This window comes from Mucilaginibacter mali (genome assembly GCF_013283875.1).
In the GTDB taxonomy this organism is placed as follows: Bacteria; Bacteroidota; Bacteroidia; order Sphingobacteriales; family Sphingobacteriaceae; genus Mucilaginibacter; species Mucilaginibacter mali.
The window spans coordinates 2,998,775-3,020,800 of sequence record NZ_CP054139.1; the positions used below are offsets into that span (position 1 = coordinate 2,998,775).

At 46.9% G+C, this 22,026-nt stretch carries 10 protein-coding genes; 5 read left to right on the forward strand and 5 right to left on the reverse strand.

Features of this window, described 5'->3' with window-relative positions; genetic code table 11:
* Positions 1–20: 20 nt before the first annotated feature.
* The 3 genes from HQ865_RS12765 to HQ865_RS12775 form a co-directional block, all read right to left on the reverse strand.
* Positions 21–1,688 carry a RagB/SusD family nutrient uptake outer membrane protein gene (locus HQ865_RS12765; RefSeq protein WP_173415265.1) on the reverse strand — a complete coding sequence of 556 codons (1,668 nt, stop codon included), beginning with the start codon at positions 1,686–1,688 and terminating at the stop codon, positions 21–23.
* A 17-nt stretch (positions 1,689–1,705) separates the two neighbouring features.
* Complete coding sequence (locus tag HQ865_RS12770; RefSeq protein ID WP_173415266.1) at positions 1,706–4,741, reverse strand: SusC/RagA family TonB-linked outer membrane protein; 3,036 nt, start codon at positions 4,739–4,741, stop codon at positions 1,706–1,708.
* 62 nt (positions 4,742–4,803) lie between these two features.
* The gene (locus tag HQ865_RS12775; RefSeq protein WP_173415267.1) at positions 4,804–5,694 is read right to left on the reverse strand and encodes an inositol oxygenase family protein; all 891 of its coding nucleotides are present in this window, start codon (positions 5,692–5,694) and stop codon (positions 4,804–4,806) included.
* A 211-nt stretch (positions 5,695–5,905) separates the two neighbouring features.
* Here HQ865_RS12775 and HQ865_RS12780 point away from each other — a divergent pair, with 211 nt between their 5' ends.
* The gene (locus tag HQ865_RS12780) at positions 5,906–6,919 is read left to right on the forward strand and encodes a LacI family DNA-binding transcriptional regulator (RefSeq protein ID WP_173415268.1); all 1,014 of its coding nucleotides are present in this window, start codon (positions 5,906–5,908) and stop codon (positions 6,917–6,919) included.
* A 302-nt stretch (positions 6,920–7,221) separates the two neighbouring features.
* A complete protein-coding gene (locus HQ865_RS12785) occupies positions 7,222–8,628 on the forward strand; it encodes an IS4 family transposase (protein WP_173415269.1) in 1,407 nt (468 codons plus the stop codon).
* 312 nt (positions 8,629–8,940) lie between these two features.
* On the opposite strand, the gene HQ865_RS12790 is transcribed toward HQ865_RS12785, so the two are convergent.
* Both HQ865_RS12790 and HQ865_RS12795 read right to left on the reverse strand, forming a co-directional pair.
* Positions 8,941–10,413, reverse strand: coding sequence for a glycoside hydrolase family 28 protein (locus HQ865_RS12790; protein WP_173415270.1), 1,473 nt, complete (start codon positions 10,411–10,413; stop codon positions 8,941–8,943).
* A 2-nt stretch (positions 10,414–10,415) separates the two neighbouring features.
* Positions 10,416–12,704 (reverse strand): GH92 family glycosyl hydrolase, encoded by a 2,289-nt coding sequence (locus HQ865_RS12795; RefSeq protein WP_237073799.1) that lies wholly within the window; start codon positions 12,702–12,704, stop codon positions 10,416–10,418.
* 417 nt (positions 12,705–13,121) lie between these two features.
* On the opposite strand from HQ865_RS12795, the gene HQ865_RS12800 reads away from it, so the two are divergent.
* From HQ865_RS12800 to HQ865_RS12810, 3 genes are all read left to right on the forward strand, one after another.
* Positions 13,122–13,907, forward strand: coding sequence for a LytR/AlgR family response regulator transcription factor (locus HQ865_RS12800; protein ID WP_173415271.1), 786 nt, complete (start codon positions 13,122–13,124; stop codon positions 13,905–13,907).
* Between the two features lie 30 nt (positions 13,908–13,937).
* On the forward strand, positions 13,938–16,898 hold the full coding sequence (locus tag HQ865_RS12805; RefSeq protein WP_173415272.1) for a sensor histidine kinase: 2,961 nt from the start codon (positions 13,938–13,940) through the stop codon (positions 16,896–16,898).
* Between the two features lie 118 nt (positions 16,899–17,016).
* Positions 17,017–22,023: a hypothetical protein gene (locus tag HQ865_RS12810; protein WP_173415273.1), complete on the forward strand. Its 5,007-nt coding sequence runs from the start codon at positions 17,017–17,019 to the stop codon at positions 22,021–22,023.
* Positions 22,024–22,026 lie beyond the last annotated feature (3 nt).

Below are 22,026 nucleotides of genomic sequence, written 5' to 3' on the forward strand. Positions count from 1 at the left end.
ATACGGCATATTAAGGCCAGTTAATAACCCGGGTTTTGCACCAGGGCCGAGTTTACGGCCATAGCTGTACTTGGTATCGGGAATATACGGCGATAGGTATCGGTATTGGTTTTACCTAAACCGTAGGTATTCTCGAATTTACCAAAACGGATCATATCGTTACGGTGCCAGGTTTCCCAGGTAAACTCGCGGCAACGCTCGGCATAAATATCATCGATAGTAAGCGCTGTTAGTGCCGCCGAAGTGGTACGGTTTGAGCGTACCGAATTTACCAGCGATAAAGCGGTAGCACCTAAAGTAGGCGCGCCACCCCTGAAGATAGCCTCTGCTTTCATCAGCACAATATCTGAGTAACGGAATACCGGTACATCGTTATTTTGGTTACGGCTGATGGTATTGGTATAATCGGGCAGGAACTTGATGTTGCGGTAACCGGTGTTCCAGGCAATTTCATCCTTCCCCAAGTCGTACGATGTAGCGCCCAGGCGTGATGTGCCCAGCGGTGTAAGGTTCAACTGGTAGGTGTATGATGCCGATGGGCTGCCGCCGGTGTAAAACTGGTTATAACCTAAGTTGGTGGTGTTCACCATAATTGGTGTACCATCCTGCCAGTATTGCGGGCCGGTTAACCATTGCTTGTTACGCACGTCGTTGGGGTCGTTAAAGTAAGCGTAAAACTCGGTAGTAGTCATACGCGGGCCGCTTGGTTTTACGTTGTTAAGGCCGCTGCCGCTGCTTTGGTTCATTATCGGGTCGGTTATGCCGCCCGGTGTAGAACCCGAGTACAGGTAACGGATCCCCTGGTTACGGTTCAGATCGTAACGGGCATAAAACATATAACCGTTAGTAGTCGAGGCATCAAACGGAATGGCGAATACAAATTCTTTTTGCGATGGCCCGTTCGTTGGGTAAAACATTTGCAAATAGGTACTCGCCGGCTCAATAGCATACAGCCCCGAGTTGATGATCTGATCGCAGGCGGCTATACAATCGTCGTAGCGGGCAGTGCCGGTATAAATGGCTGCATTCAGGTACATTTTAGCCAATATAGAATAAGCCAAATATTTGGTTGGCAGGCCATAAGTTGCCGAACTGGCCGTTTTCAGGTAAGGAATAGCAGCCTTTAGTTCACTTTCAATATAAGTGAAAACCTTAGCGCGCGGCGTATTGGTTTTCAGGTCGGTAGCGCCGTATAAGGTATCCAACGGTACGTTACCATAGCAATCCATCATCATGAAGTAGGCCAGCGCGCGCATGGTTTTTAACTCGGCCAAACTGGTATTCTTGGCATCACCGGCAGGTGCCGAGGCTTTTATAACCGAAATGGTTTGGTTAGCGGTACCGATCATATTGGTCATATAAGTCCAGCCCGAAGCTACCCAGGCATTGTCTTTTGTCCAGGTGTGGCGGTGCAGTTCAAGGTATTTGTTACCGTCTATCCAATCCGTAGCGAAGATAGGCAGTACAGCTTCATCGCTCGAGCAGCTTTGCAGGAACCAATAGGTAACCGCGAAATCGCTGCGTAAACTAATATAAATAGGGCCCGATGCCGATGTAAGCTGTGCCGCTGTTTGCGGATAAACATCAGGCGTAAGCTCGGCCGTAGGCGGCGTGTCTATTTTATGACAGGCTGAGAAAATAGCGACCAGCGCAAGCATGCTCACTATTCCAAAAAATATCTTTTTCATGTCTTTCAATTTCTTGTTTAAAATGATACGTTAACACCAAACAGGAAGGTGCGTGTTTTTGGATAGAAGTTGTTATAATCTATCCCCGGCGCTACGCCGCCCTGGTTAATTTCAGGGTCGATACCTTTATAACCCGTTATGGTTGCCAGGTTATTGCCCGAGGTATAGATCCTGATATTGCTTACATTTTTGAAAGGGTTTTTAAAATTGTAACCCAGTGTAGCATTATCCAAACGCACGTACGAACCATTCTCGATATACCTGTCTGAATAATAAGAGTTACGCGTATCTGATATTTTATCGTTCGCTGCACTGTTCAGGATATTGCTGGTAGCTGCGCCTGCTGTGTTCGACAGATCGGCACGGGTAGCGTTAAATATCTTGTTGCCAAAGGTGCCGCGCAAGAATACGTTCAGATCGAAGTTTTTATACCTGAAAGTGTTGTTCCAGCCCATAATTACGCTTGGCTGCGCGTTGCCCAGGTAAAAATAATCGGTACCGATGCCCGGGGCGGTAGTGGTAGAACCATCGCGCTTGTAGAACTGCGAGTTACCGCTGGCATCTTTACCGGCATATTTCAGCGTAAAGAACTGCCCCAGCGGATAGCCTACTTTCAATAACTGCAGGGTAGCATTGGTTTGGCCCGCGCCTTCAGGATCTGAGTAACGTACCGAGTCGCCGTTGGCATAAGGGCTTCTCAGGCTGGTGATCTTGTTTTTATTGTAAGCCAAACTTACATTGCTGGACCAGTTGAAGTTTTTACCATTAACCGGCGATGCACTCAGCGTAAGTTCGATACCCTTGTTGTTGATGCTACCGCCATTAGCTACGATAGAACCGCCTGGAACCAACGCTGCCGATACACTGTACCTGAACAGCATACCTGTAGTGTTTTTATCATATACATCTATCGAACCCGAAAGTTTATTGTTCAATACAGAGAAATCTACACCGATGTTTTTGGTAGCGGTTTTCTCCCATTTTAAATCGGGGTTTGAACCCTGGTAAGGTGCGTAAGCGGCGGTTTGCACACCATTGTTATAGTAAGTACCCGCTGCTACATAAAATAGCTGACCAGTGTAAGCACCGATACCTGCCGAGTTACCGGTTTCACCATAGCTGGCGCGCACTTTCAGATCGCTGAACAGGGCTTGGTTCTTCATGAAATCTTCCTGTGTTACGCGCCATGCCAAACCAACCGATGGGAAGTAACCCCAATGATTATTAGCACCGAAGATAGAGCTGCCATCGCGGCGGATAGAGCCTTGTACCAGGTATTTATCCTTGTAGTTATAGTTTAACCTTGCAAAGTCTGATATCATGAGGTATTTGCTGTAGGTAAGGTCGTTACCCAGGTTAATACGATAGCTTGATATAGCATAAGGGTTACCCAAAGTAAGGTTTGAGAAACCGGTATAATCGGTAGGGAAGTTAGTGCTCGATGCCTGGAAACCATCGCCGATGGTATTATCCTGGTACGAGTAACCTAACACGGCCTCGAAACTGTGGTCGCCCAGTTTTTTGTTCCAGGCCAGGAAGGTTTCTAAGGTTTTAGTAGTATTCTCTAAGTTATAACGTAAAGCCGAACCGTTAGAGCCAAACAGCGAACCGATAAGCGTATGCGCTATACCGATGCCCGGATCGGGGTTGTTATAAAAGTTAGATGTTGGGTATTTGCTAAAATAGCTGCCATAATACTCGCCATGGTTTGATGTGGTACGCTGGTACGACAAGTTTACATTGTAAGTAAAGTTAAATGGCAGTTTTACCTGCGTGTTAAAACTACCCAGTAATACGTTGTACTTAGTTTCGTCCTGCGAATTGCCTACTATGGCCAGCGGGTTAAAGTACCCTGTGTTGTTCAGGTTCTCGAAATAGCTGCCATCGGCATTGTAAACCGGCGATACCGGCGAGTGCTTGGCGGCCTGCAACAGTACAATGTTTTGTAATGGCTCGTTAATAGAGTTGCTTGATGAGTTTGAAACGTTAAGGCTGAATTTCAGGTTATCGTTCAGGGCATATTGCTCTAAGTTTAAACGGCCTATCACGCGCTCAAGCGAGCTTTCGCTTAGGATACCTTGTTTTTTAAAGTAGTTTAAGCTGGCGCTGTAAGTACTGTGGTCGGTACCGCCGCTTAACGAGATGTTGTGGTTGTGCGAATAGGCTGTAGAGCGCTCAATGGCTTTCATCCAGTCGGTATTGGCACCTTTATCATCGTTGGGCGAAAAGGCGGCGCTGTTGGCGCTGATAAACGAACGTAACTGATCGGCGTTCATCAGATCCAGGGTATTACTCACTTTTTCGGCACCGAAGTAGCCGCTGTACGTTACCTGCGAAGCACCTTTTTTACCACGCTTGGTGGTTACCATAATTACACCGCTGGCAGCCCTGTTACCGTAAATAGCGGTAGCGGCGGCATCCTTCAATACGTCGATAGACGCGATATCGGCAGGTGCGATAGCGGCTATATCCGCACCGGGGATACCATCTATCACATAGAACGGGGCGCCCGGACTGTTAACCGTTGATGCACCGCGCATAATTACCGCGGCAGGCTTGTTCGGGTCGCCGCTGGCGGTGATGTTTAAACCGGCAACTTTACCCTGCAGGGCCTGGCCTACATCAGATATAGCGCCTTTGTTCAGATCGCCGGGTTTAATGGTGGTGATAGCGCTTGAAAGGGTTTCGCGCGTGGTGGTGCCGTAACCTACTACCACTACCTCGCCCAGCGCGGTGTTGGCTTCTGCCATGGTAATTTTATATTCTTTTGCCGATGTTACCGTTACATCTTTAGTGGTATAGCCTACGCCGGTAAAAACAAGTACATCGCCAGCTTTGGCAGCGATAGAAAATTTACCATCGATATTGGTTGACGCGGCTTTGGCAGTTCCTTTTACGGTAACTGTAACACCGGGAATGGTAACGCCCTTGGTATCAACCACCGTACCGGTAACATTGGTTTGCGCGAAGGCGCCGGTAACCAGGCTGAATAGCAAGAACAAGAGCAGCAGACGGATCCGCGTACCCTGGTTTAATTGTAAATTTAAGTTCATAGTTTGGTTAAAATTTGGTTCATAATTGAGTTTAATTTATTTGGGTGGTTTGTTTGGTATGGTTAAAATTTAAGTGTCGGCGGCAGGTATTTGGCCACAAGCGCCTCGTAATAAGGCTTCAGTTCGGCCCAGCTTTTTTGGTTGGGGTTCTTAGAATACAGATCGTACGGGTTGAAAAGGTTAACCCATTTAAACATCTCGTGATCATGGTCGCTCATCAGGTGGTTATAAGCGTTTTCGCGGTGCTGCGAGTAAAATGAATGGTAGCGTAACATGTACAAACCGGGCTCGGGCAGGTAATCTTTCATCATATGGTAAACATATTCGTCGTGCCCCCATGACATGTGTACATTATCTAAACCGCAATTGCGTTTGTAAACGCCCATTTCGGTACTGTAAACGGGATCGTAACGATCCGGATTATCCTCAAAAAACTCGGGATAGACTATCTTATCAGAAAAAGCGCATCCTACCGGAAAGGTATCGCCAACTACGGCCCATTGTGGCTGGCCGAAAAGGCATAGTACTTTACCCATATCGTGTATCAAGCCAACCAGTACCATCCAATCGGGGTGGCCATCGTTACGTATCGCTTCCGATGTTTGCAACAGGTGCTGCATCTGGTCAAGATCGGTATCCGGGTCAGAATCATCCACCAACTGGTTTAAAAAATCAAAAGCGTCCCAAATGGGCATCTCCTTTTTATCGAAGCTTAAATACTCCTGTTTTTTCTGCATTACGTAATCGTAAGTCTGATATTTATGGTTAATGCGGTAAAACTCTTTTACACCATCCTTTTCGGTTCCATCGTAATCCCTAAAATCCGCTTCTTTTTTATCCTCATTGATAGTTGAAGGATCGGGATAACGTTTTAATACGTCATTATCCCAATCTTCCAGGCTGGCAAGTGGCGCAAAATTTTCGTCCGGTTGGTTGTTTTTGTAAATGTCCATATGACAATAATTTTTAATGACAGAAATTGACTTGTTTATATATATTTGACTTACGGTAAAGTATAGTGGATTGTACGCAACAATTGGTTTACGTATCTAAATTAGACAAAAGGGTACCTATGTTTTATTGATGCCCTGATAAAAATTTACTTAAACGATTAAGTAAGATGGATTATTTTACTGCCCTGATTAATTATAGAAACTGTTTTTTATGAGTGGCATCACTATAAAATTATTAGCCGAAAAGTTAAACTTATCTACTGCTACCATCTCTAAAGCACTGGGAGACAGCCATGAAATAAGCGATGCTACCAAACAGCGCGTATTAAACCTTGCCCGTGAACTGAACTACGTACCCAACGCCTACGCCGGCAGCCTGCGCCGCAACGTAAGCAAAACCATAGCCGTGTTAGTGCCCGAAGTTGCTGATAGCTTTTTCTCGCTCGCGCTGAACGGCATTGAAGAAGTAGCCCTGGCAAAAGGTTATCATACTCTTATTTATTTAACCCATGAAAAGCTGGAACGTGAACAGGCCATTTTAAAAGCATTGGCCGGAGGCCGTGTAGATGGCGCCATTATGTCGGTTACGGCCGAAACGAATATTTACGACCATATACAGGAGTTTAACCGCCAATTGCCGGTGGTGTTCTTCGACCGGGTTTGCGAAGAGATAGATACAGCTAAAATAACTACCGACGATTACCAATGCGGTTACAATGCCACCCAGCATTTAATTGAAGCCGGTTGCCGTAAAATAGCTATTCTGTCTATCCCCAATAATAACCTCTCTATTATTTGCGAACGGATAAAAGGTTTTAAAGCAGCCCTTGCCGATAATGGGCTAAACGCCGAAGACGGCGATATTCTTTATTGCCCCGAAGAACCGGGCGACAGCTACAATTTTATTAAAGAGATCATGTTTAGTGGTAACCCGCCCGATGGCATAGTGGCCACAGTTGAAAAACTGACCACCGATATTTACCTCGTATCGCAGCAGTTGGGGATCAATATTCCTAAACAGTTAAAAGTGGTATGCTTTTCTAACCAGGCATCGGTAAATATCCTTACGCCATCGCTTACTACCATTACGCAGCCTGCTTTTGAAATGGGCAAGGCAGCTGCTACAGTGCTGCTAAAATCGCTTAGGAATAACGAGTTAATTATGAAAGAAGAAAGCATGGTGATACCATCAATCCTGATGGCGCGGGGTTCATCGGTGGGGTAAAGCAGGCCGATAAAAAGCTGGGGACCGTGCGCTTCCCTCCCACAGGACAATGTCATTAAGTTAAGAGATCTTCATTTCAAAAGCATCGTTTAAAGTGGTCTGTGGGGGACACCATAGCCGTTAACTTAAGGATTTTCAGAAAGATTTTTTTTGAGATAGTGGCGTGAGATGGCTCCGCCGGTGGGCGAAACCTATTAGATTTTCCCATATTTGTTTGATTATTTTTTATTAAAAAGGGCGGTTTGTTTTCGAGGCAATTACCGCCCTTTTCTTACATAAAGATAACTTTTTTTTGAAAAAAGGTGTCATTTTCTTCGGGAAAAGCTCCTTTTATCTTCAGCCGCGACGCATTTGTTGATGGCATTATCACGCCCTTACAGGACAGTATTACTAATACGCTTGATCGCGACAAACTTGATGTGTTTGCGCGGCAAAGCGGATTTCTGCAACGGAGGTCCAAGCTTAAACCCGACGAGTTTATCGATACATTGATGTTCAGTGGTCTTGATCATGGGCAACTCAGTTTGCAGGACTGCTGCAACGACCTGGCCCGGCAGCACCAAACCGCTCTTAGCAAAGTCGCATTACATAAGCGGTTCAATTCAAAGAGCCTGAACTTCCTCAAGCTTGTGCTGGCCGAACAACTCTCATCCAGGCTGAATATCAAAGGGACGGACGACTGGCAGCCGTTTTCACGGGTAGTGATCGCCGACTCCTGCAAGTTTTCTCTGCCGGCACAATGCAAGGATGACTATCCCGGTTTTACAAACTTCGGCAATGTATCATCCATTATGAATATCCAATATGCTTTTGATATCAAAAACGGGGATTGGGAAAACCTGGAATTGACCAGGGCTACCGAAAATGACCAAAGTCATTCCAAAAAAACACTGCACCGTATTGGCAGGGGGGAGTTGCATATCTGCGACCTGGGCTTTGTTACTCCATCATACCTCAGAAAAGTGGTGAGTGAACAAGCCTTTTTCCTCAATCGCTTACATCCGCAATGGAAACCCCTGCAGCATGGTTCGGGCAAGCCTGTCGATTGGGCGGCGCTCCACCAAAAAATGAATCGCAGCGGGAAATTGCAGTTCGAAACAATGGTTACTATCGGAACCGGGGAGGATGGCTTCAACTGCCGCCTGATCGCTGTTCCCGTACCGGAACAGGTATGGGCCGAACGGATACGGATAGCTCAACAAAGAGCCAAAAGCCAGAAGGTCGCTCTTTCCGATGAATATAAGTCTCGTTGCCGGTTCAGCATATTTATTACAAATACGCCGATAACCACCCTTAAAGCCGCGGAAGTCATTCAACTATATCGTTTAAGATGGCAGATCGAACTCGTGTTCAAGACCTGGAAATCGCTGCTTGCCATCCATAAGGTAAGGGCTGCCAGGACTGAAAGGCTGGAGTGTCAACTGGTCGCCAAATTTATCTGGATATTTATCAACTGGAAGATATTCCGCTTTGTCGATTCCGTCATTCGGAAAAACCAGCCGGCCTACGCCCTTTCCATTTGGAAATTCTTTAAACATACCCGCCTTAATAGCCAAGTCATCAGAAGTGTGGTTGCCGGTGAATTACCATTAAAAGATTGGTGGGAAAGGTTCCTTTTTCCAATTATAAAAAGTCTGTTGATCGAACCGAAAAAAGGAAAAAAGGCAGCTTTTGAAATTGTCTATGAGGTCTTTAAGAACTTAAGTTAACGGCTATGGTGGGGGACACAGACCACGGGGAATTTTACCCGGTGCCTGTGTCCTCACAGGCACACTAAAAGCTTAGCTTAATGACATTGCCCGTAGGGGCATTAAAAGACGTGTCCATACGGTAGCCCACAAATAGGATGTAAGGAGGGGGTTTACTACCCTAAAAAACACCAAATAAAAAGGTTAACATGTTTTTGTTTGAATTTTTAATTAAACTACTGATAGTCAATAATTTAACATTAATTTTTAGCCAAATTATGTTACATTGTGTTAACCTTTTTTTAAGCAGGTGGTCGCCCTCAAAAACTATACTTACTTATACTCCTTAATCGCCGGTAGCTTTCCCGGGAAAGCTGGTTCGCCCGCTAAGCCTTCAGTTTTCAAGCCTACGACGCCATGGCTTTCCAACACATGTTTATAATACTCCGGCCTATTAGCGCCCCATTTTACCGAACTGTTACGGATAGTGATATTGGTAGCATTATCTAAATAAAAGCCCGATGTGCTGCCAGCCAGCAAGCCATCAACCCTGGCCGGGCGGCGATCGTAGATGCCACCAGTTATGCCCGTAGTTTTATTGATATGCAGGTCTACCTGGTCGAAAGTGATATCGGTAACCTTATCGGCCGATTCGGCGCCTACGTAAATGCCGTTCTCGCTTACGCCTTTAATATTGCTGAAATAAATGCGGCTTACCGTACCTACGCTGCCCTCGGTCTTACCCTTGGGGAAGCGCCAGTTGGCATCCTTATTATTACCGTTAGCCCGCCTGAACGCGGTCACATAGACCGGCTCGGCCTTACCCCACCATACATCCGAGAACAGGTGCGCGTCGACCACGATGTTCGAGAATATTACATCGCTCACCGTGCCCTCGTCCCTGTTCTGTATGCCTATGCCGCGGTTACTGGCCCGGATCACGCAATTGTTCACCACTACGTGACTAATGCGGTCCATATTCTCCGATCCGATCTTGATCGAGCAGGAGCGCGAGGTCATGGTGCAGTTGCTTACGGTGATATTCTCGCAGGGGCCAAATTCCTCGTACTCCCGGCGGTTCTTCAGGCAAATACAGTCATCGCCCGATTCGATATAGCAATTGCTGATGCGTACGTTCTTGCTATGATCAAGGTCAATGCCATCGCTGTTGCGCACTTTCAGGCTGTTCAGCAGGGTGATGTTATCTATAGCTACATCGTTGCAGCCTACTAAATGCACCGTCCAATAAGCCGAGTTACGGATCTGCAGGTCACGGATACGGATATTTTTGCCGCCCACTATGGTAAGCAGGTGCGGCCGCGGGTCGGTGATGTTGAAAGGCTTCAGCACGTACGAGTCTTCCAGTTCGGCACCCATAAAAGATATGCCATTACCATCCAGTGTGCCAGTACCGCTAATGGTTACGTTCTGCAAATTCTCGCCGCCTATCCATATCGTACCCTCGCCCCTGTTGCTGCGGAAAGCGCTTTTTTTGTACACGTCTTCATTGGGGTTGGCCAATACGCGGGCGTTCCCCTCCACCACAAATTCAATGTTCGATTTAAGGTCGAACGGCCCACTCATAAACGCTTTCCCGGCCGGTACGATCACGCGACCGCCACCGGCCTTATTGCAGGCATCTATGGCCTTTTGTATGGCCGCGGCATTGTCCTTTTTCAAACCGGCAATGGCACCGTACGATGTGATGTAAAAGTCGCGCGATGCCGCCGGCCTGCTTTGCGCCGACGCAATGGTGCTGATGAACAGCGTTAAAAGTATATAGCGTTTAAATAGCTGCTGTAACATAATTATTTGCTTAGTGATGCAGGTTGTTGTTGTTGGGCACCTGTGCCCCAGTTGCCAGGCTTGTCGGTCAGCCATATTTCCAGCAGGCCGCCATTGGTGATCATGCTGTGGGTGATATAGTTTTTGCTATATGGCTTGTGGTTATACTTTACCGATGCGATATAAAGCGCGCCTGCCGATGCGCGGTGTGTAATCACGCTAAAGTTCTTACCATAAGTTAAACCTATGCGGTAACTATCGAACAAAGGTGTACTTAACAGATACTGGCCACACACCGGGTCCAACGGGTAAAAACCCAGCGCGCCGAACACATACCAGGCCGACATTTGCCCCGCGTCATCATTACCGCTCAGGCCGCCGGGGCCATCGCTGTATTCATCTTCCAATATCTGTTTCACCCGCGCCTGCGTTTTCCATGGCGATGCGGTGAAGTTGTACATAAAAGGTATCTGGTGCCCGGGTTCGTTACCGTGCCAGTACTCGCCGCCATCAAACAATTTATCAAGCGACGCTTCCAGCTTATCGTTGCCGCCCATCAGGTTGGCCAGCCCCTGCACATCCTGCGGAACGTAGAACGTATACTGCTGCGGTGTGCCCTCGGTTATGTAAGGTTCTTTATGATTGCCTTTAAATGGCTGGTACCAGCTTTTATCGGTATGCCTGCCCCTCACCATATTTACTGCCGGATCGAACACATTTCGGTAATTAAAGCTGCGGGCGGTAAGGGTTTTATAATCGGCGGTCTTATTTAAGCCACGGGCTACTTGCGCTACGGCATAATCATCATAGGCATACTCCAGCGTACGGCTCACCTGCTCTTTTTTATGGAAAGCATCCTGCACCGAATCTTCCATCGGGATATAACCATATTGCAGGTATGATGTTAATGCGCGGCGGCCCTTACCATCTTTATACACGGCCGTCGATGGCGTTTCAAAAGCGTTTTGGCGCATCAGGCGGTAAGCCTCATTCACATTGTAATTACGGATGCCTTTGGTATAAGCCGAGGCGATAAAGGCCGAAACGTGATCGCCGATCATGGCAGCCGTATAACTGTTCCAGCAAGGGAATATGGGTAGCCAGCCACCCTGCTGCCCTTTTAGTATCATGGAGTTAACACAGCTATTGATAAGCGATGGCTTCAATATCTCGAACAGCGGCAACTGCGCCCGGTAAATATCCCACATCGAAAAATCATCGTAATATTCGCCGCCTTTCAGGTGCTGCAACTGGTAATTACCGGCAAATTGCGGGTAGATGCCATCCACATCGTTAAACAGCCGCGGGTGCTGCATGCTGTGGTACATCGAGGTGTAGAAGATTCGTTTATACTGTTCGTTGCCGGTCTGTATGCTTACTTGCGATAGCGCCTTTTGCCAAACGGCCTTGTTCTTTGCTACCAGGCCGTTGAAATCCCAGCCCTGCATCTCGGCATTTAAATTACGCAGCGCCCCAGCCAAACTACTGAACGATGTGCCTACGGCAATGCGCACCTGTTCGCCCTTATTGAGTTTGAAACCAATGTATGCACCCATATCCTTGGCGCTGTGCAAGCTATCGGCGTGTATCACATCGGCACCTTTGTAAACACCATGGGTGCTGAACGACCTGTCTGTCTTGATCACAAAGTAACCGTTAAAACCGGCAGGATTGCCCCAGCCCTGGTAAATACGGTGGGCCGGATTGTAACCCCATATCAAACCTTTTTTGGCATCTACCTTAACAAAACCTTCGCCCCTGTCGCTATTGGGGGTGATAAGGAGGTACAGGCTATCGGCCTTTTGCGCGGTGAATTGCAGCATACCACTGCGCCGGGTGGCGGTTATTTCGGTGGTCAGGCTGTAGTCCGGCAAGTGCACCCGGTAATAATTGGGGGTGGTCACTTCATCTTTATGCGAAAAGGTAGCGCGATATTGGGCAGCGATGGTCTTTAATTTACCGGTGATGGGCATAATGGTGAGGCTGCCATAATCCTGCGTGCAGGACCCGCTTAACCAATGCGTAGCACGGAAGCCGGTCAGTTTTGTGTCGGCGTATACATAAGGCGGCGCGCATTTATTTTCGGTTTGGCGGGTCTCGGCCGTCCATTGGGTCATGGCAAAAGGCAAGCCCACCGCCGGGATGGTATTAGCATTCAATTCGGTGCCGGCACCATGTTTCAACGCGGCCCTTGTAGTAGACGGCGCGGTACCCGCCAGTGGCTGCACATAATGCACCACATCCTGGGCGTGTACAGTACCAACTAAAACCATGCCTGCATAACTAACAGCCAATAATATTTTACACCTCAATTTTTTATAGATAGTGATGCCCACGGCCATTGTTATAACAGTATTGTTAAATCTATAATTGCTGCACGAATGTATTAACAATAGTACTTTTTGGTTATAGCTGGTTAATATTTAATTACGAAACCGTTTTCGCAGAGAGGTGAATTTGGTCAAAAAAAGGTAATGTAACAGATCGATCTAAATTGCTTTTCAACCATTCGCACTCACCTGGGCCTGAACCAGGGATCAAAAGGCTTTTAGCCGAAACTCTTGCCGACATGTTATTCTAATAATAGCAACAGAACGGCGCTTTTGCATTCTACCGCTTACTAAAAAATACCGGGGCTTTACTCACTTACATGCGGCTTATACACATTGGGCTTTCCCTTTAAAAATAATTACTTAAATTTATTAGCATTAACCAATTATACCTGCATAATGCTTAGGGCCTTATTAGTAGACGACGAACCTAATAACCTGGATAACCTGGAATTTATGCTGACGCACGATTGCGCAGGCATAGCTGTGGCCAATAAAGCGCGCAGTGCGGATGAGGCCCGGCAATGGCTGGCCGGTAACGATGCTGATGTAATATTTCTGGATATACAAATGCCCGGTGAAACAGGATTTGATCTTTTAAATACGCTTGCGCCCGGTCAATTACAGTCAATAAAGATCGTTTTTGTTACAGCCTATGATACTTACGCCCTTAAGGCCATAAAAGCCAGCGCGATAGACTACCTGCTAAAACCGGTAAACATTGATGAACTGCGCCACGCGGTTGAAAAAGTAAAGGAGGCTACAGGGGTTCCGGTTTTAAACGGGCAGCAACATCAACTTATAAAGCAACTGCTGCGGTATGTAAACAACCCGGATGCACAGCAGCGCATAGCGCTGCCACATTTGGGGGGCGTAACCTTTGTTAATACATGCGATATTGTATCACTACAGGCCGATAGTAATTATACAATTATCCATCTCAGTAATATGCAAAAGATGGTAATCAGCAAAACACTGAAGGATTTTGACGAGCTGCTTGACCATCAGCATTTCACGCGGATCCATAAATCATACACGGTTAATCTTGATCATATTAAAGAATACAGCACGGCAGATGGCGGGGTAGTAAAAATGATCGACGGTAATCAGTGGAGCATAAGCCGGAGGTTATTAGATTCTTTCCTGGAAAAGATGAAGAAAGCCAGCTTAATGTTTAACAAATAACTGATCTTTTTCCGGCCCGTTATAATTGATATGCGATACGCCCTGTTTATACTGTTCATCCTGCCATTGTTGTGCAAATCGCAGCCATCAAGGTACAGGGCATTTACCATGGCCGATGGTTTGCCAAGTAACAATGTTTACCGCTGTGTTGAAGACGATAAGGGCTTTTTGTGGATTGCTACCGATGCCGGCCTGGCCCGCTTTGATGGCAAGCGCTTTACAGTTTTCACCACGCATGACGGCCTGCCCGATAACGAAGTAATTGATGTAGTAAAGGAAAAGAATGGCCGGATCTGGGCAAATTGCTTTAAACAAACCCCGGCTTATTTTGATGAAGCAAACAATCGCTTCATTAATTCAACAACCGACCCTATATTACGGCTCATTCCTGAAAGAAATAATGTGATGTATTGTACAGCTTTGAAAGATGGAGGCGTTATGTTCGCGAACGATAAATCCTATATCATAAAGGATGGAAAGATCACCATTTATGGCGAAGGCCCTAAATCTGACACCTACTTTGTCATTAAAAACGCAGATGGATCGGTCGTTAAACTGGGTGGTGCATACATTGACAAAAAAAACAGTCGTATCTTTAAACTATACCGCACCATCGGGCATACTTATACCGATAGCGCGGCAATAACGAAAGCAGTTTTAGGTGATATTTTTACTTACGAAAATAACGATCATAATCTGTACATGTTTAACCGGGCCAGGGGATGGATATATAAATGCAGTAATTTCACCAGCAAGCCGTTCGGCTTTAAACTGGATTCGATAAAATCACCCGAATTATTTAGCAGCGTTGGTTTTACTTCTAATAGTTTTTATCTGATCGGTTTTTCGGGGAAGATCTTATTATACGATAAGAAAACCTTGCAGCATCGTTTTGATATTTCCGGCAATTATCTACCCAATAGTGTTTATAAAGACCGAAAGGGCAATATGTGGGTAGGGACTATTGATAAAGGCCTGCTATACTATGAGAATAACCGTTTTAACGCGGTGCAAATCCCCCAAAACTTAAACAGCAGCAACTTCCTGAGTATAGCCGGCAAACCCGATGGCGCCATATTGGCCGGTGGCTTTTACGGGACTATTTTAGAAGCGAAGGGCAGCACCGTTATTATCCACCAGGTACCGGCAAAAAACAATATTATAGCCCGGCAAAAAAAGATACTGGTTTTAAAGAACGATGTTTATACCTTTTCCGAATCGGGAATGTATGTTAACTATGATCACCCTCTGCTCAATCTGTTAACAAAAACCAGGATATTTGGCAAAACTGCCATTGTTTATAACGACAGCATTTTGCTTGTGGGCACAGCTGTTGGTTTACAAAAATTCAATACCAATACAAAAGCCGCCACTTTGTTACGGGCTTTTACAAAAAGGGTTACCGCGATGGCGAGTAGTAGTGATGGTGCAGCTTATATAGGATCAACAGATGGTTTATATAAATATAATTACACCACCAGGATCACAACCGAACTCAAAAACAAGTCGGCATTACTTAAAGAGCGTATTGCCAGCATTTGCATAAGCCCCGATAATTTGGTTTGGGTGGCTACCTCAAGCCAGGGGATAGCCGTTTTAAAGAACGATGAGTTACTGCTTCGCATAGCTGAGACAGATGGTATGATCAATAATGCCACACGCTGTATCACAACAGGCCGCCCCGGTGAGGTATGGTTGGGTACAAGCAATGGCATCAGCCGCATCAACTATACCTTAAAAAATAACCGACTGGGCTATAAGATCTTAAATTTAACCCGTACCGACGGCCTTACTGATAACATTATAAATGAACTGGTATGGAACCGCGATACGGTTTACGCTGCTACCTCCAATGGTATATCCATTATCCCGGCAGATATTTCCGTCCGTAAATTCAGTATTCCTGTACAGTTAACAGGCGTCAGTGTTAATCAGCGCGATACGCTTCAGCAATCCTATTACAAGTTAAAATATTGGCAAAACAACCTGCAGCTACAATTTGCCGGTGTTGAGTTGGGCGGGCATTTCAAGAATTTTCAATATACTATTGATAAAAATGCTACCTGGCTTAATTTACCGGATAATACCCTGGCGCTGCAATTGGAAAGCGGAGACCATATTGTACAGGTAAGGGCAGTTGATATAAACGGAACCGTAGGCAGCAACATACTTAAATTACGATTTGATATCGCTACCCCATTTTGGAAATCCGCGTGGTTCTGGATCATCAGCGCTATTGTTGTGCAGGTCATCCTTATTTATTTTATTAATCAGCGGCACAGGAAAAAGAAAGAAGATCGCCTGGCCAAACAGATAGCAGGCGTGCAGACCGCGGCGCTGGAGCAACAGGCGTTTACCTCGCTCATGAACCCGCATTTTATGTTTAATGCCTTAAACAGTATCCAGCATTATATCAACCTGCAAGACCGCCAGAACACTAACCGCTACCTCAGCGATTTCGCCTCGCTGATACGTAAGAACTTCGAGGCGGCACAGCAATCCTTTATCCCGCTTGAACAGGAACTGGAAAATATCCGAATTTACCTGGGGCTTGAGCAAATGCGCTTTAGCGACCGCTTTGCTTACAAACTCAGCGTACCCGATCATATTGATACCGAAGATTGGATGATCCCCACCATGATCCTTCAGCCCTTGCTGGAAAACGCCTTGCTGCACGGCATTATGCCCTCCGCTATCAAAGGCGAGTTGGAAATCGATGTAAGAATTGAAAACGGCTATCTACTGGTAACCGTGATGGACAATGGCATCGGGATAAGAAATAGCATGGCGCTCCACACTAACAGCGAGCATAAAAGCCGCGGAACCGAGCTCATTAAAAAAAGGATAGCGGCGTTAAGCAATTTCGGTACCGGCCCTATCACTATCAAAATGTCGCCGCTATCGGATGATGAAAAGAACCCCGGCAACCGGACCGTACTCACTATTCCGCCCGATCTTTACGACGCCTGGCTTGCCGCTCAGCGTGCCTAAGATACCGATAACTCACCCATAAGCCGCTCATAAACAACCATGTATACCTGTTACACAAAGCACATTGTGCCGGCCTGCCCGCATTGGTAAATTACATCAACAATTTAACCTTTGAGCGATGAACCGAGCCAAATTAGCGCTTGCTGCACCTTTAAAAGTGATGCAGGGTGTCCTTTTGCTTGCCTTAGCTTTTTTTGGGGCAGCCACTGAAGTATCCGCGCAAGCCAACCTGATTACCAATGTTAATATTTCGCTGCCGGCCAACCCCAATGCAAACACCGCTAACTGGGGCAGTTCAAATTCGCTTTTAACCATAACCGCATCAACCCAGGTTTCAAACGGGCATATCAATGAACAGGTATTGCAGAGCACCATGCTGGTTAGCATTAAAAAGGGAGGGAGTAAAGTTTGCGGCCAGTATACCAGCAGCAATGCACCTTCGGCTGGTTTTAATACCATTGTAAAAACATGGAGCGGCGCGAATGCTACATCCTTCCTTGGCCAGGATTGCACATTACAGCCTGGTTCGTACGAAATAAGCGTACAATTCTTCTATTACAATACCGGCCAAAATAAATTGATGCCAGCCAGTGCCGAAAAAACCAAAGCTTTTACCATTGCCGGTCAAAATTACCAGCCGCCGCAAACCTTAAACCCTGTGAATAACGCGATACTAACATCATCCGCGTTAACTCAACCCATCACCCTTAAATGGACACCGGTAACACCCGCCTTTACCGGCCCGGTTACTTATCGTATAAAAATATGGCAGCTTCTGCTTGGCCAAACAGCCAGCCAGGCAAAAAACCTGAATACCCCATTGGTTACCAAAGATGTGATCGCCACTACACAAACCATCATCACTAACCTGGTATCGGGCCCGTGCCAGCCGCCTTATACCTGCAATTTTGTATGGACTGTGCAGGCCATTGACGGCGATGGGCAGCCGGTGGGCAGTAATAGCGGTACCAGTTCGCCCGCCACTTTCGGGGCGCCGGCTGATAATGGTTCGGCCACTACCGATAGTGTTAATTGCTCAACGGTGTCTACCAAGGCTTTTGCTATTGGCGATGAGATCCTTTTGTCTGATGGTTTTGTAATGAAACTCACATCGGCGCCTACGGGTACTAACAGTTCGTTAAGCGGTAATGGTTCCGTTAAGGTTAAATGGCTGGGTTTGCTCAGTGTTAAGTTTAAAAATATCAGTATAAATGGCGATAACCGGCTATGCTCCGGAGCTGTTTACACCAATACCGATGCCGACCAGGAATACCCCACCCAATGGGGGAAGAATTTTTTAAATAAGCCGGGCGATTGGATAAGCGATAAAGTAAAAACGGTGATGGCTGCCATAAAATACAAGGCCACCCATAATATAAAAGCGCTTATTCAGGCAGCTGATGATGTGGCCACTCCCCCATCTGCCACACCCGTGAATATGCCTTTTGGATATTTCAAAGGCGGTGATACCACTACAGCCATCGGCTTTACCGAAATGGTATTTAAACCAGACCGGGCCGAGCTTGAAGTAATAGCGTCCCTTAATACACAGGGCATATTTAAGGATGCCGGCAACGCCTTCAACGGTACAGATGCGATAGCCTTACAAGGCCGCGGGATCAGGTTTAAGCAATCGGGCCTGAAGGGCATAAATGGTTCCATTATGCTGGTTGAGCCATTGGTTTTCACCTATGCCAATACCGGGACAGAAAGTTTGAAAATGACAGCCAATGTGCCGGGGGTGGGCCATATAGGCAATGGCATCGAATTCAGTTCGGCCAATAATGAATTTTGGAACTACAAACTCGACTTGAACATTCAACTCCCTAAACAGTGGCTTATCCCGGTTGATAAAACAAAGACCAATGTGGATATGAACTTCCAGAGTTCCTTTGCCCGCTGGGGCGACTATATTATCCAGGGAAGCCTTCCGGCTTGTATTATACCGCATTGTAACGGTTTGGGGATAGAGGCCGCCACCATAACGTACGATCATTCGGATATAGCGAATGCAACCGGAATGGTTTTTCCTGCAGGTTATGCCGGCGATACCAATACCTTCTTTTCGGGCTTTTACATGAAGGATCTGAAATTTACTTTGCCCGATGTTTTAAGAAGCTATGCCGATACCACTAAAAACATCCAGATAGTTGCCGAAAACCTGATCATAGACCGTTACGGCCTGAGCGGGAAGGTTTACGCCGCCAACGTACTGAATTATCCTTATGCCAATATTGGCAATATGGGCGGCAGCATCGATACGGTGAAGATAGCTATGGCCAACAGCGCGTTGACCGAAGCATCGCTTACAGGCAAGATCACGCTTCCGCTCAGTTCAACAAATGATGCTACAAGCGGCATTAATTATAGTGCCTTGTTTTTACCATCCGGGGCCCCGGCTGCCGATGGCACTTCATCGTTTACTTTCGCCTTGCATCCCGCGCAGGATGTTACTACACGTTTCCTGGGCGATGGCAAGATCAAGATCGATCCCTCATCATCGCTCAGCCTTGTACTCACCAAATCGGCTTCAACCGGCCGGAACATCGCGCTGAACGTAGACCTGAACGGCTCGTTATATTATCCGGCCGGGCAGATCATCGACCCGGGGAGTATCTTGCCTATGGATCTCGACCTGTCATGCGCATTCCAACACCTGGGGATAACTTATATCAATAGCCCCCAAACATTCACATTCACACCCGGGCAATGGTCGTTTGCCAGTCCTCAGAAGAAACTTTCCGGTTTCCCGTTCACTATTGAGGATGTAAAGGCAAAGTTAGATTCGTACACCATAACCGATCTTTCTGCCAGCGCTACCCCCGATGGGCAATACCTGTTTAAAGGCGGAGTTGAAATAAAAGCGAAGATCAATATAGGCAGCGAAAACTCCAATATCAAGATCAGCGGCGATACCAAGATCCTGCTTAGTGCTGGTATCTTATCATCAAAGTTTACCCCACCCGCTTCTTCAGGGCAGGCGCAGGCTGCTTCAACACCTAACCTTAGCCTGTTAAGCGCCCAATCTCAGTTGGCCTCGGGCAATGTTAATAGCGTAAACTCAGCTACCAGCGCATTCAAAGCCGACAAGGGTTTCCTTACCCAATTGAAACCTCAATACCTGGGTGTGCAGGTTGAAACTATCCATATTGAGACCCAAACCCCCGCTGTATCTATTAAAGGTGATGTTGAGTTTTACAAACACCATCCAACTTATGGCAACGGCTTTAAAGGCGACCTCACCGCCAAATTCACCTGCCTTAACCTGGGCATACAAGCGGGAGCCATATTTGGCAACACCAAATACATCCCCAACAATAGCGGGCCAGGCTTTAAATACTGGATGGTAGAAGCGCAGGTTAATCTGCCCCCGCCGGGGATCCCTTTTCTTACAGGGGTTGCTTTTCGTGGGTTTGGAGCAGGTGTTTATAGCCGCATGAATATGACGCCGCCGGCAGTGTTTAACCCAACACAGGCAGCAGGCAGCACATTTGGCGGCGCGGTATTTACCCCTGATGCCAGTGTGAGCATGGGCTTTAAGGCCAAGGCCATTATAGCCACCACACCAAAGGAAGAAACACTGAACGGAAGCGTGGCATTGGGCGCGCAATTCAATACCAGCGGGGGCATCAATTTTATCCAGTTCGATGGGTTGTTTAACTGCGGGGCCGCTATCGGGAACGAATCGCAGGCATTTGCTAACGGGGCTATCAGCGTCTCTTATAATTTCCCGAATAAGGTGTTTGACATGAACTCCCAGCTGCTGATCAATAAAGATCCGATCTCTACCGATGCTCCGGGTATTCAAACCAAACTGCATATAGACGGGCTTAACAATAAGTGGTTTTTCATGAGCGGCACACCTACCCTGCCTAATAAGATAAAAATATCGGGCGTAGCCATCAACTCCTACCTCATGTTTGGCAACGATATTGAAAAGCCGCAGGGCTTTATGCAGGAAACCCGCGACGGATTTGCCCGGATAGGCCATACACTGCCCAACTTTGCCGACAATGCCACATCTGATGGAAAATATCAGTCGGCTAAAGGGTTTGCCTTCGGCATAGGCGTAAATTACTATAACGGCGATAGCTGGAACGTGGCCGACTGGGAAGGCGTCGGGAAGCATCACCGGTACCTTACTGTGAATTACAGTATAGATGCCGGTGCCGAGATCGACGCGTCGTTTATGCAATATAATGGTTGCACTGGTTTGGGCAAGGGTTGGCGCGCCAGGGCCAGCGTGGCGGTTTATGCCGGGGCAACTTTAGGGTATGCCTATGATCTGCCGCTCTTGGGTGCACAATCAGGAATTTTAGGGCATGTGGATGGTTCGGCCTATGCTATTGCCGAGTTCCCTAACCCTACTTATTTGGCCGGCAGCCTGGATGGCGACTTTTCCATAGGCGGCTACTCGGTAGGGTTCCACAAAAGCTTTCAGAAAGGCACGCCATGCGCCGGGAGCCAGGTGGTATCAGACCCTGCGTTGGACAATCCTTACACCCAGCAAAACGTAAGCGATTCGTTAAACTACAGCCTGATAAAAGATTTTCTGTTGACCAATGGATCGACCGGGGTTTCAAGAAAACCAAAGCTTGCCGTCGAACTAAACTATATGGCCAACCAGCCTTTTGATGTGCAGGAACAACAGTCTACGGGACAGATCAAAGTGCGAAAATTCAGGGCCTGGTATACCGCGACGTTGAAGCAGGATTCACTCACAACATCCGGCACAACAACTTTGGTAAAGGCCACAGCGCAAAAAGCAATATTAGGTGTTGGTGGTGTAAACCAGGGCCAGCAGCAAACGGCACCTGCAACTGCAAGTCCTATCGCCCTTACCGATGCCGGGTATGACGATATCGGCGCCAAATTATATAAACTGACCGGAACAGGTACCGGTGGATTGAATGTAACCCCGCTAAAAAGCAACACCAGCTACAAGTTTGAAATTAAAGGCGAGCTACAGGAATTTGTCAATAATAGCTGGCAAGCGGTAAAAAAGAAGAATACCAATATAGCAGTTACGCAAACCGAGCGGATATATTTTAAAACCAACAACGATCCTGTCAGCAACGCCCCTGTTCAACAGAGTACGGCAGGTGCAGTTGCACATCATTTATAGTTG